Here is an 11,729-nt window from a genome sequence, read left to right as displayed (position 1 = left end):
GTTTCATGTCGCCACGCAAGAAGGCCGTAAAACCGTCAGTGCAACTGGGCGCGGTGGTTACTGATACTGGCGTGCAGTTTGGCGTCTATAGCGAGACGGCCGAAAAGATCTGGGTCTGCCTGTTCGACGAACAGGACGTGGAAACCGGCAAGATCGAGATGAGCAAAGGCGACGGCCATGTCTGGACGGTCCATGTCGATGGCTTAACGTCCGGTGCCCGATACGGCTTGCGCGCCGATGGACCTTATGATCGTGCGCAGGGCTATTATTTCGATCCCAACAAGCTGCTGGTCGATCCATATGCCCGCCGGATCGACAGGACGTTCGTACGCAGTCCCAGGCTGCGATTGCCCAGACCGGAAAGCGTTGATACCGCGCCGGTCATGCCCAAGGCTTTCGTGCAAGGGCCCTATAACACCGACAAGCCCAAGCTTACGACCGAGCGACCGAACCTCATCTATGAGTTGAATGTCCGCCCGTTCTCGATGCGGCATCCGTCGGTGCAGGGGCCGCTACGCGGCACGGTGGCGGCGCTTACCACCCACCGTGTGCTCGACCACCTCAAGCATATCGGTGTTGATGTGGTGGAGCTGATGCCGGTGGCTGGCTGGATCGATGATGGGCACCTGCCCTCGTTGGGCCTTACCAATGTCTGGGGCTATAATCCGGTCACGTATTTTGCGCCCGATCCGCGCGTCATGCCGCGGGGGCCGCAGGAATTGCGCGCGCTGACTGAGCTTTACCGGGAGGCCGGCATCCGCGTCGTGCTCGATGTGGTTTACAATCACACCGGAGAAGGCGATTCAGATGGGCCGGTCCTCTCTATGAAAGGCTTGGATGCCCGCACCTATTACCGGCATGTGGAAGTCGATGGCCAGATGCATATGGTCAACGATGCGGGCACGGGTAACACGCTGCAATGCGATCATCCGGCGGTGCAGGATCTGGTGGTTGATAGCCTGAAGTACTGGGTGACTGAATATGGCATTGCAGGGTTCCGCTTTGATCTGGCAACCATCCTGGGCCGTTCGATGAATGGCTTTTCGCCCGATGCGAAGCTGCTCGAGCGCATCCGCACCGATAAGATCCTCAAGGATTGCCTGCTGATTGCAGAACCTTGGGATCCGGGACCGGGAGGCTATCATGTGGGGCGGTTCGGTGAACCTTTCATGGAATGGAACGACCGTTATCGCGATAAAGTCAGGCGCTTTTGGAAAGGAGAGGCCTCTACGCTCAATGGTCTGGCAACGCGGTTAGCGGGTTCAGCCGACCAGTTCAACCATGACGGGCGTAAGCCTTCGGCCAGCGTCAACTTCCTTGCCGCCCATGACGGGTTCACCCTAGCCGATCTTGTATCGTACGAGGACAAGCATAACCAAGCCAATGGCGAAGACAATCGCGATGGGCACTCAACCAATTACTCATGGAACAATGGCGTTGAAGGCCCAACCGACGATCCGGCAATTCTTGCTGCCCGCGACAGGGACATTCGGGCGCTTCTGGCGACGCTGTTTGTGTCCCATGGCACACCCATGCTGACCGCAGGCGATGAGTTCGGTCGTACGCAGGGCGGCAATAACAATGCCTATGCGCAGGACAACGAGATCACCTGGCTCGATTGGGAAAATGCCGATGGCGCCCTCGTCGATTACGTGGCTTCTTTAAGCGCTTTTCGGCGGGCCCATCCGGCTTTGCGATCCGATGATTTTCTGACCGGCGATCGCACCGGCGGTCTTAAAGACGTCATGTGGCTACGCCCGGACGGGTTGGAGATGAGCAGCCGCGACTGGAATGAACCCGATGGGTCAACGCTTGGCATGTTTCTACACGAGGCGGGAGAAATCATGCTGGTCTGGTTCAATCGCAAGCACGAACCTGTCGAAGTCAGCCTGCCGGCAGAATCCGGGCTGACTTTCGAGGTGAAGCTTGTGTCGGCGGCCGATACCAGCATCGGGATAAAATCCGGTCACTTGACGCTTCCCTCGCGCAGTGTGGTCATTCTGGCTGCAAAAGCCGAGTAAATCCCAAATCGTCGGTTGGGTGAGCAATCACGCGCGCCGGGCCGCTGCCCCCTGCTGTCTTGCGCGACCGCAATATCGTCAATGCCCGTATTTCGCTTTGATATCGCCCATTTAGCACCGGCCATGCGGTTACTTGCCTATTGCAAGAACGCTTCAAAATTTCAATTTCGATTCACAATCTAGTAAAGTTGTCAATAGATCGTCCTGCGGCATTTTGTCAAAGAATGCCGCTAGGTGATTGGAATCATTAAAGTTTGACTACGCAGTGAGTTGAGGTGAAGAGCTCAAGCTATATAATTGTTATTAAAGAGAAATAATGATAAGTTATGACTTATGCGGCCAGATCCGCCGGGGGCGCGGAAGGGCGAGCGGCTAGTGCTCGAGTTTGAATGCGTCAAAATGGCGCGGTATGGCTTCATTAGTGCCTTTTTGAGGCGGCCAAGCGGTTGGTCGCAATTGCATAACGGAGGCTTCAATGAATCGAACACTAGGACTTATTGCAGGCGCGCTTTTGGGAGTAAGTGCGCTAACAACGCCGATAATGGCTCAGAACAGTCTGCTGGGTATTATTGGCGACAAGGACAGCGGTGCGTTAGTTACCATTGGCAGCGGTAGCGCGGGCAGCAGCGGTACGGTCAATCTCGGACTCGGCGGCGGAGGAGGCAATGTGCTCGACGCCAATATCGGCTCCAACTCGTCAGGCGGATCTCTTGCCAATGCCAATGTGAGTGCCGGAAACGGATCGTTGGTCGGCGTGGACGCTGACTTACTTACCAGCGGTAGCGGAGGCGGTCTCGTGAGCGCTACCGCAAATGTGGGCGGCAGCGGCGGACTGCTCGATGCATGCGTTCAGATCGGCGGGAGCTGCGATCCTGCTGGTCCCGGTGGACCAGGCGGACCCGGTGGGCCGGGCGGTCCCGGTGGACCAGGCGGTCCCGGTGGGCCAGGCGGACCCGGTGGGCCAGGCGGACCCGGTGCGATCGTGGGTTCTGTGCAGACGCTGACCACAATGCCCGGTCAATGTCAGGGACAGAATGCCGCCCCGTTGCTCAATCTCATCGCTCAAATGCGTACGGCGGTCGGTACGGTCGCAGGCTGGAACGGCCCGGTCGACATCCAGCTTATCGGCCTATGCGGTCCCATTCGTGATCAGGCTATGAATCTTGCTCAATTCAATGGGATCAGCGCGATCCACGGCGCGGCCAGCAGCAATCCGCTGGTTTTGGCAATGCTTCAGCAAAATCGGCGCAGTGCCAGCGACATTCTCGCCGCTGGCGTTGATGGCGGTACGCTGAAGATCTACGTGCGCTAGAGCGCGATTAGGACCGGAGGATCATGCAGCGAAAAGTTGCTGTGTCTCCGGTTCGGTCTCACGACCAAACAAGAGCTTGGAGCGAGATCAACGCCTCGCAAAGGCTCGTTCCGCTCCAAGTTTGCCCCATGCTCCTCCACAGGGAACGCGAAACCCTCGCGTTCCCATTTTTCTTCCACCTCAGGCCAGAACGGATTCCCCAGGCACAAAATCATACCCCAACACTTCGGCCACCGGCGCGCATGTGACTAGTCCATGCGCGATATTGAGTCCGTTGCGCAGGTGCGTGTCGTCCTTGAGCGCCTGCTTCCACCCTTTGTTGGCCAGTGCCAGAGCAAAGGGCAGAGTGACGTTATTGAGCGCATAGGTTGAGGTACGCGCAACGGCACCCGGCATGTTGGCCACGCAATAATGCACGATATCGTCGACAATGTATGTCGGGTCGGCATGTGTCGTTGGCTTGGAGGTTTCAAAGCAACCGCCCTGATCGATCGCGACATCGACCAGAACTGCCCCTTGCTGCATAGTTTTGAGCATGCCGCGCGTTACAATTTTCGGCGCGGCGGCGCCGGGGACAAGAACGGCGCCGATAACCAGGTCCGATTGCGCCACCGTTTCGGCAACTGCCGCCTTGCTGGCAAAAACGACCTTTGCGGAGGCCTCGAAATGGTTGGAAAGACGCTCAAGCGCGACCGAGCTCTTGTCCAGGATCGTTACATCGGCATGCATTCCGACAGCCATTTGCGCGGCATTGAAGCCAACAACGCCGCCGCCGATGATTGTCACTTTGGCGGGGCTTACGCCCGGCACGCCGCCGAGCAGCATACCGCGTCCTCCGTGGGCCTTTTCAAGTGCTGTCGCGCCGGCCTGTATCGACATGCGACCGGCGACCTGGCTCATGGGCTTGAGCAGGGGCAGTCCGCCTGCTGTGTCGGTCACGGTTTCATAGGCGATGCAGACCGCGCCTGACTTTATGAGGTCGGCGGTTTGCTCGGGGTCAGGGGCGAGATGGAGGTAGGTAAAGAGCAACTGATCCTCGCGGAGCATTGCACGTTCTTCGGCTTGCGGCTCTTTGACTTTGACGATCATTTCCGAGGACGAGAAAACCGTCTTTGCGTCCGGGGCGATTTTTGCGCCTGCCGCACCATACTCGTCATCGCTCGCGCCGATCCCGGCGCCGGCCTGGGTTTCCACCAGGATTTCGTGGCCTGCGCCTGCCAGTTCGGCAACGCTTTCTGGGGTCAGGCCGACCCGATATTCATGGTTTTTGATTTCTCTCGGTACGCCGATGCGCATTGTTGTTCCCCTCTGCTTTTTCGTCAGTCGGGACAGAATAGGGCGGAATGCGCGCATAAAGGTTGCAAAATTCCACCTCAACTCGCTATTATTGCAATGCTATTCGCAAAATTCCGGCAGAGTTTTGATGAAAATTCAACTTTCCGAACTTGATCGCAAGATATTGCGTGCTGTGCAGGACAATTCGGCGCGCAGCATGGCAGAACTGGGCAATGTTGTGGGTTTGAGTGCATCAGCTTGCCATCGCCGACTGAAATCGCTGGAAGATCGCGGCCTGATAGCTGGATACGGCGCAACGCTGGATCGTCGTCAGCTTGGCTTTGCCATGCAGTTTTTTATCGAGGTTTCGCTGGTCAGTCAGAGCGAGCCGGTGCTCGAAGCATTCGAGAACGCAGTTCGGGCAATCCCCGAGATTCTCGAATGCCATCTGATGGCGGGTCAGTCCGACTATATCTTGCGGGTTGTGTGCCGGGATGCGGAAGCGTTTGCCCAATTGCATCGCGAACTCGTGGCCAGGCTACCGGGAATCGCGCGCGTTCATTCCAATATGAGCATCCGCGAGGTTAAGCCTTACGCGGGACTGCCTGTTTGACGGGAAGCCAGTTGCATACAAATTCAGCGACCACCATAGGCGCCGTGCTTAACTGGTAATCAAAGTTGTTTTCGTGCTCACAAAATAGAATTTTTTACTTGCCAGTCAAAAAAATGGGCGCTTCTATCCATTGGCAAGGGAAACAAGGGAAGCACAAATCATGTTCAATCGCAGAATATTTGCGCTGGCGGCGGGCGCGCTGATCACCTCAGCGGGTCTAGTTGCGCCGGCACTTGGGCAAAACACGCCTGTTAGATTTACGCTGGACTGGCGGATCGAAGGTCCGGCCGCTGGCTTCATGCTGGCGCAAGCCAATGGCCATTTCGCCGACGAAGGGCTGGATGTAACATTTGACGTCGGCGCCGGCTCGGTCGAAGTCATTCCGCGTGTCGCTACCGGCACCTATGACATGGGCTTTGGCGACATCAACTCGCTTATCAAGTTTCTTGATGAAGATCCCGATCAGCCGATCAAGGCGATCATGATGATCTATGAGACCCCGACCTTTGCGGTGGTGGGGCGGCGCTCGCTTGGAGTCACCGAAGATCCGGCATCGCTGGAGGGCAAGACGCTTGGCGCACCACCGCCCGATGGTGCCTTTGCGCAGTGGCCTGCATTTGTCGAGGCATCGGGAATCGACACTTCCGACATCACCATTGAATCCATCGGTTTTCCCGTGCGTGAGCCCATGCTCGCGCAAGGCGATGTCGACGCGGTTTTTGGCTTTGCTTTCTCGGTGATCCTGAATCTCAAGGCTCAGGGTATTGAAGATGAAGACATCGTTCCGATCCTGATGGCCGATCATGGGCTCGATCTCTATGGCAATGCGATCATGGTCAATACCGATTTCGCCGAAGCCAATCCCGAAGTTGTCAAAGGTATGCTACGCGCGTTGGCCAAGGGGTTTGCCGATGCGGTTGCCGATCCACGGCAAGGGGCAGAGGCTGTCGTCGCTGCCAACGAAATTCTCGATGTCAATATTGAACTCGAGCGTTTGCAGATGGCCAACGAGATGAATATCAACACGGCTTATGTGCAGGAAAACGGCATGGGCGGTGTCGATATGGACCGGCTTAATTCCGCGATCGAACAGCTCAAGCTGTCAATCGGTATTCAGAGCGATATTTCGGCGGCAGATGTCTTTGACGCAAGCTACCTGCCGCCAATGGAAGAGCGCATGCTGCCGTAAGGCGAGCATAAGGAATGGGCCGGGCGCGGTTGCGCGCCCGGTATTTTTCGGGGGAAAGGGGTATGTCATGGGCGCCAGTCTGGTGACGATCGACAATGTGGATATGCGCTATGGCGGTGCCGACGGCACGCTGGCTGTTTCCGGTCTCAACATGGTGGTCGAGCGCGGGGAGTTCGCTGCTGTGGTTGGGCCATCAGGGTGCGGGAAATCCACGCTGATGAAGCTTGTGACGGGGTTGCATATTCCACAGCAAGGTCTTGTAACCGTTGCGGGAATCCATGTGACCAAGCCGGTTTCGATTGTCGGCATGGCCTTTCAAAACCCCACAATGCTGCCTTGGCGCACAACGCTCGACAATGTGCTTTTGCCGCTCGAGATCGTTGAAAGGCATCGGCGTCGGCTGCGTAAGCACAAGAAAGAGTATGTCGAGAAAGCCGAACACCTTCTCGAAACGGTTGGCCTTAAGGGCTTCGGCTCAAAGTACCCCTGGCAGTTGTCAGGCGGGATGCAGCAGCGCGCCAATCTCTGCCGTGCGCTTATTCACGAGCCGGAATTGTTGATGCTCGATGAGCCTTTCGGAGCGCTCGATGCTTTTACCCGCGAGGAACTCTGGCAGGTCATTCGCGATCTGCACGCGAGTCAGGACGTCACGATTGTTCTTGTGACGCATGATCTGCGTGAAGCGGTGTTTCTGGCCGACAATGTGCATGTGATGAGTGCCCGGCCGGGCAAGATCCTCAAGGTTCACAAAATCGGCTTTGCGCGTCCGCGCGACCTTTCCGTCATGTATGAAGCCGAGTTCAACGATGTCGTGCAGGGATTGCGCGGCGAAATCGCCGACGCGAGGGCAGTGGCATGAGCGCTTCCAATACAACGCCTGCACCCACGGCCTTGCCAGTAACGCCAGCCAAGAAATTTGACTGGCTACCGCTGATGCCGTGGATTTATACAATCGGGCTGTTCCTGATCTGGGAACTCGGGGTCCGGCTTTCGGGCGTCTCTCACACGATCATGCCGGCGCCCAGCCGGATTTTTGAAGCGATTATCCAATATTGGGGCGCCATCCAGCGCCACTCGATCCAGACGCTTTACACCACATCGGTTGGGTTCTTGATGGCGGTGGTCGGCGGCTTGGCGCTCGGGTTGCTCATCGGGTGGTCGCGGATGATCTATGCCGGGCTTTATCCGCTCATGGTCGGGTTCAACGCCATTCCCAAAGTTGCCGTCGTTCCGATCCTTGTGATCTGGTTTGGCATCGGTACGGTTCCGGCAATCCTCACCGCCTTTCTCATCGCGTTCTTTCCCATTGTTGTGAATGTTGCGACGGGTCTGGCAACCATCGAGCCTGAGACCGAAGACGTTCTGCGCGCGCTCGGCGCCAAGAAGATGGACATCATGCTCAAGGTGGGCATTCCACGTTCGATGCCCTATTTCTTCGGCTCGCTCAAGATTGCGATTACGCTTGCGTTTGTCGGTTCGGTTATTTCGGAAACCGTCGCCGCCAATTCCGGGCTTGGCTATATGATGAGCGCAGCGCAAAGCCAGTTCAACGTGCCGCTCGTCTGGGCCGGGTTGATCATGCTTGCGGTTGAAGGCATCGCGATGTACGCGCTGATGGCCTGGATTGAGAAGCGCACAACCGGTTGGGCGCATCGCAGTCAGACCATGGCGGGCTGAAGCGGCGCGCCTATCACGCCAAGGGGTAGGTCACATAAGCAAAATGCCGGCTGTCGGGTGCCCATGAATTGACATTTATGGTGCCCTGACCGCCGAAAAAGGCAGCGACGTCGGCCTGCTGGCTGCCGTCGGTTCTCATGCGGCGCAGGATTATCTCCTTATTGGCCGGGTGGCCGAGCGTTTGAGGCGGGTAGCTGAGATAGACCACCCACTGACCGTCCGGCGAGACATGGGGGAACCAGTTCACCCGCTCGTCATCGGTTAGTTGTTCCACACCTGAGCCATCTGTCCGCATCCGAAAAATCTGAGCATGACCGGGATGCTCCGCGTTGCGTTCGGAATTGAAAAAAATCCATTGCCCGTCAGGAGTATATTCGGGTCCGTCATTGGGCTTGTCGATGTCGCTCAGCCGCGTATCAGCCCCACCCTTGGCGGGGATGGTGAATATGTTGATGCGTTTTTCATCGCCGCTTCCTTCGACTGCCACATAGGCAAGCGTTTTGCCGTCGGGCGAAATGCCATGCAGGTAATAATGGAAGGGTGTGTCGTGGTCGTTGCTGATCTTGCGGGGTGTTCCGCCTGAAACTGGAATGGCATAAAGATGGCCATCGCCATTGCTTGCGTAAATGGTCTGCCCGTCCGGGGACAGAACGTGGTCGTTGTTGAGCCGATCAATCCCACCCGTATCGATCAATGTCGGGCCAGCGCTTGCGTCGACCGGAATACGCCAGAGTTGTCCTCCGGCATTGAAGATTAGCCAATTGCCATCAGGCGTCCAGTTTGGCGCCTCGATCACCTGATCGGCTTTGAGCACCAGGCGCTCCCGTGTTCCGTCGATGGCGATAATGCGCAGTTCGGCCGCTTGTCCGGGCAAAAGATCGCGGTCGAAAGGTTTGAAATGGCCGGAAACCGTTTGATACATTGAAATTTGTCTCGTCATTGGTTGATGCGGTGAGGCATTGCACCAACTCGCCCCTTGCCCTAAATACGGCACCAAGATTCCAAAAGACCAGTATCACAAGAGGCTCTCGCTTTATGGCGCGTCAATTTATCTATCACATGAACGGCATGTCCAAAGCCTATTCGGGCGGCAAGAAGGTTCTCGATAACATCCATCTGAGCTTTTATCCCGATGCCAAGATCGGCGTTCTGGGGCCGAACGGCGCGGGTAAATCCACACTGCTCAAGATCATGGCTGGGATCGATACCGAGTTTACCGGCGAAGCCTGGGCAGCCGAGGGCGCCAAGGTCGGCTATCTGCCGCAGGAGCCTCAGCTCGATCCCGCCCTGGATGTGCGCGGGAATGTGATGATCGGGGTCAAGGAAAAGCAGGCTATCCTCGACCGCTACAACGAATTGATGATGAACTATTCCGACGAAACGGCCGATGAAGCGGCACAGCTTCAGGACCAGATCGATGCGGACAACCTATGGGATCTCGATTCCAAGGTTGAAATGGCGATGGAAGCCTTGCGCTGTCCGCCGCCGGAAGCGAGCGTCGACAGCCTTTCTGGCGGTGAGAAGCGCCGGGTGGCGCTTTGCCAGCTTCTGCTGTCGGCTCCCGATTTGCTGCTGCTTGACGAACCGACCAACCATCTGGATGCCGAAACCACGGCGTGGCTGGAAAAGCACCTGCGCGAATTTCCCGGTGCCGTGCTGATCATCACCCACGACCGCTACTTCCTCGATAATGTAACAGGCTGGATTCTCGAACTCGATCGTGGCCGGGGCATCCCCTATGAGGGCAATTACACCGCTTATCTGGACGCCAAGGCCAAGCGGATGAGGCAGGAAAAGAGCGAAGATGCGGCGCGGGCGAAAGTGCTCGAGCGTGAAAAGGAATGGCTTGGCCAATCGCCGCAGGCGCGCCAAACCAAGTCCAAAGCGCGTATTCGTGCCTATGATGAGTTGGTCAAGATCAACGAGGCGCGTACCCAGTCCAGCACTGCCCAGATTATTATCCCGGCAGGCGAGCGGCTTGGCCAGAACGTCATCGACATTGAGAACCTGCGCAAGGGCTATGGCAATCGTTTGCTGATTGACGATCTCTCCTTCAAGCTGCCGCCGGGCGGCATTGTTGGGGTGATCGGGCCGAACGGCGCGGGTAAATCGACCCTGTTCAAGATGCTCACCGGGCAGGAACAGCCCGATAGTGGCTCAATCACCATCGGGGAAACCGTGCATCTGGGCTATGTCGATCAGAGCCGCGATACGCTCGATCCGAAAAAGTCCGTTTGGGAAGAAATTTCGGGCGGAAACGACATCATCAAGCTGGGCAAGCGCGAGGTGAATTCGCGCGCCTATACATCCTCATTCAACTTCAAGGGCGGCGATCAGCAGCAGCCTGTCGGAACCCTCTCGGGTGGCCAGCGCAATCGCGTGCATCTTGCCAAGATGCTCAAGTCTGGCGCCAACGTGTTGCTGCTCGACGAGCCGACCAACGATCTCGACACCGAAACCCTTGCGGCTCTTGAAGAGGCGCTCGAAGAGTTCGCCGGCTGCGCCGTAATCATCTCGCACGACCGCATGTTCCTCGACCGGCTCGCCACGCACATGCTGTCGTTTGAAGGCGACAGCCATGTGGAATGGTTCGAGGGCAACTTCCAGGATTACGAGGCAGACAAGATACGGCGCCTTGGCCCCGACGCCGTTAATCCCAAGCGTGTGACCTACAAGCCGCTGACGCGGTAGGCTATACTGTTGTTCTGCATTTCGCAGTCATGAAGGCCGGGTGTTGCCAGCCCGGCCTTTTCTCAATTTCGATTACTTGGGCGATGATTGATGATTGAACCTTTCACCCTCGAAATCGACGATGTGATTTTTTCCGGTATCGAAGCCGGGGAGGGGATTCCTGTCGTCTTTCTTCATGCCGGGGTTTGCGACAGCCGCATGTGGGAAAGCCAGATGGAGGTCGTGGCAGAAGCGGGGTTCTGGGCGATAGCCTACGACCGGCGCGGCTTCGGGGGCACACAGGCGCCCGATGAGAGCTTTTCCCATCTCGAGGATTTCGAGGCAGTGCTTGAGGCATTGGGAATTCATGCAGCCGTAATCGTTGCCTCCTCGCGTGGTGGCGCGTTGGCGATAGACTTCACGCTTGCAAATCCCGAGCGGGTTGCAGGACTGGTCCTGATCGGCACGTCGATTTCCGGGGCGCGGCGTCCGGTCTTTCCCACCGAGGTTATGCGGATCGTTCACGCCATGGAGGCTGTGAGCGAGAGCGGCGATTTCGATGCGATCAACGCGGTGGAAGCTCACGCGTGGCTCGATGGGCCGCTATCGCAAAGCGGGCGGGTTTCCGGGCCCGTGCGTGAATTGTTCAAGACAATGAACGGTAATCTGCTGCGCAAACCACGCCTGACGCGCGAGGAGATGCCCGAATCCGCAGTTGACGATATTGCCGGGATCGACACGCCGACCCTGCTTGTCTCTGGCGACCTAGATTTCCCTCATGTCATCAACCGGCATGACGATTTGTCCGAAGACATGGAAAATGCGTTTGCGGTGGTGATCGAGGGTACGGCGCATCTGCCCAGTCTCGAACGACCGGATCTGTTCAATCCCTTGTTGCTGGAATTTCTCAACACGCTCACCGGTGCCGAGCCTAACGAGAACTGATCGAACCGATCAAAAACTGTTGCTGGT

Annotated in this window: 10 protein-coding genes; 8 read left to right on the top strand and 2 right to left on the bottom strand. The window is 57.2% G+C overall.

Annotated features, from left to right (window positions below):
* Positions 1–5: 5 nt before the first annotated feature.
* Both glgX and EO133_RS20590 read left to right on the top strand, forming a co-directional pair.
* Positions 6–2,021, top strand: coding sequence for a glycogen debranching protein GlgX (glgX, locus tag EO133_RS17640; protein ID WP_127073967.1), 2,016 nt, complete (start codon positions 6–8; stop codon positions 2,019–2,021).
* Between the two features lie 475 nt (positions 2,022–2,496).
* A complete protein-coding gene (locus tag EO133_RS20590; protein ID WP_244640685.1) occupies positions 2,497–3,333 on the top strand; it encodes a hypothetical protein in 837 nt (278 codons plus the stop codon).
* A 180-nt stretch (positions 3,334–3,513) separates the two neighbouring features.
* On the opposite strand, the gene ald is transcribed toward EO133_RS20590, so the two are convergent.
* Entirely contained in the window at positions 3,514–4,629 is a 1,116-nt protein-coding gene (gene ald / locus EO133_RS17630) for an alanine dehydrogenase (protein WP_127073965.1), read from the bottom strand.
* A gap of 127 nt (positions 4,630–4,756) precedes the next feature.
* Here ald and EO133_RS17625 point away from each other — a divergent pair, with 127 nt between their 5' ends.
* The 4 genes from EO133_RS17625 (at position 4,757) to EO133_RS17610 (ending at position 8,087) form a co-directional block, all read left to right on the top strand.
* Positions 4,757–5,221: an Lrp/AsnC family transcriptional regulator gene (locus EO133_RS17625; RefSeq protein ID WP_127073964.1), complete on the top strand. Its 465-nt coding sequence runs from the start codon at positions 4,757–4,759 to the stop codon at positions 5,219–5,221.
* Positions 5,222–5,381: 160 nt separating this feature from the next.
* Positions 5,382–6,410 carry an ABC transporter substrate-binding protein gene (locus EO133_RS17620; RefSeq protein WP_127073963.1) on the top strand — a complete coding sequence of 343 codons (1,029 nt, stop codon included), beginning with the start codon at positions 5,382–5,384 and terminating at the stop codon, positions 6,408–6,410.
* Between the two features lie 67 nt (positions 6,411–6,477).
* Complete coding sequence (locus EO133_RS17615; RefSeq protein ID WP_244640688.1) at positions 6,478–7,269, top strand: ABC transporter ATP-binding protein; 792 nt, start codon at positions 6,478–6,480, stop codon at positions 7,267–7,269.
* A gap of 74 nt (positions 7,270–7,343) precedes the next feature.
* Entirely contained in the window at positions 7,344–8,087 is a 744-nt protein-coding gene (locus tag EO133_RS17610; protein ID WP_371870917.1) for an ABC transporter permease, read from the top strand.
* Positions 8,088–8,100: 13 nt separating this feature from the next.
* Here the strand turns inward: EO133_RS17610 and EO133_RS17605 are convergent, their stop codons facing one another.
* On the bottom strand, positions 8,101–9,009 hold the full coding sequence (locus tag EO133_RS17605) for a TolB family protein (protein WP_127074044.1): 909 nt from the start codon (positions 9,007–9,009) through the stop codon (positions 8,101–8,103).
* Between the two features lie 113 nt (positions 9,010–9,122).
* Here EO133_RS17605 and ettA point away from each other — a divergent pair, with 113 nt between their 5' ends.
* Both ettA and EO133_RS17595 read left to right on the top strand, forming a co-directional pair.
* Positions 9,123–10,778, top strand: a complete 1,656-nt coding sequence (gene ettA, locus EO133_RS17600; protein WP_127073961.1) for an energy-dependent translational throttle protein EttA — start codon at positions 9,123–9,125, stop codon at positions 10,776–10,778.
* 90 nt (positions 10,779–10,868) lie between these two features.
* A complete protein-coding gene (locus EO133_RS17595) occupies positions 10,869–11,702 on the top strand; it encodes an alpha/beta fold hydrolase (RefSeq protein WP_127073960.1) in 834 nt (277 codons plus the stop codon).
* Positions 11,703–11,729 lie beyond the last annotated feature (27 nt).

It is taken from the genome of Pelagibacterium lentulum, from assembly GCF_003992625.1.
GTDB lineage: Bacteria > Pseudomonadota > Alphaproteobacteria > Rhizobiales > Devosiaceae > Pelagibacterium > Pelagibacterium lentulum.
This window is presented reverse-complemented; position numbering and strand designations above follow the sequence as displayed.

Coding starts and splice junctions, on each gene's coding strand:
- EO133_RS17605 (WP_127074044.1), bottom strand. CDS start 9,009: ATGTATCAAACGGTTTCCGGCCATTTCAAACCTTTCGACCGCGATCTT.
- EO133_RS17625 (WP_127073964.1), top strand. CDS start 4,757: ATGAAAATTCAACTTTCCGAACTTGATCGCAAGATATTGCGTGCTGTG.
- EO133_RS17610 (WP_371870917.1), top strand. CDS start 7,344: ATGCCGTGGATTTATACAATCGGGCTGTTCCTGATCTGGGAACTCGGG.
- glgX (WP_127073967.1), top strand. CDS start 6: ATGTCGCCACGCAAGAAGGCCGTAAAACCGTCAGTGCAACTGGGCGCG.
- EO133_RS17615 (WP_244640688.1), top strand. CDS start 6,478: ATGGGCGCCAGTCTGGTGACGATCGACAATGTGGATATGCGCTATGGC.
- ettA (WP_127073961.1), top strand. CDS start 9,123: ATGGCGCGTCAATTTATCTATCACATGAACGGCATGTCCAAAGCCTAT.
- EO133_RS17620 (WP_127073963.1), top strand. CDS start 5,382: ATGTTCAATCGCAGAATATTTGCGCTGGCGGCGGGCGCGCTGATCACC.
- EO133_RS17595 (WP_127073960.1), top strand. CDS start 10,869: ATGATTGAACCTTTCACCCTCGAAATCGACGATGTGATTTTTTCCGGT.
- ald (WP_127073965.1), bottom strand. CDS start 4,629: ATGCGCATCGGCGTACCGAGAGAAATCAAAAACCATGAATATCGGGTC.
- EO133_RS20590 (WP_244640685.1), top strand. CDS start 2,497: ATGAATCGAACACTAGGACTTATTGCAGGCGCGCTTTTGGGAGTAAGT.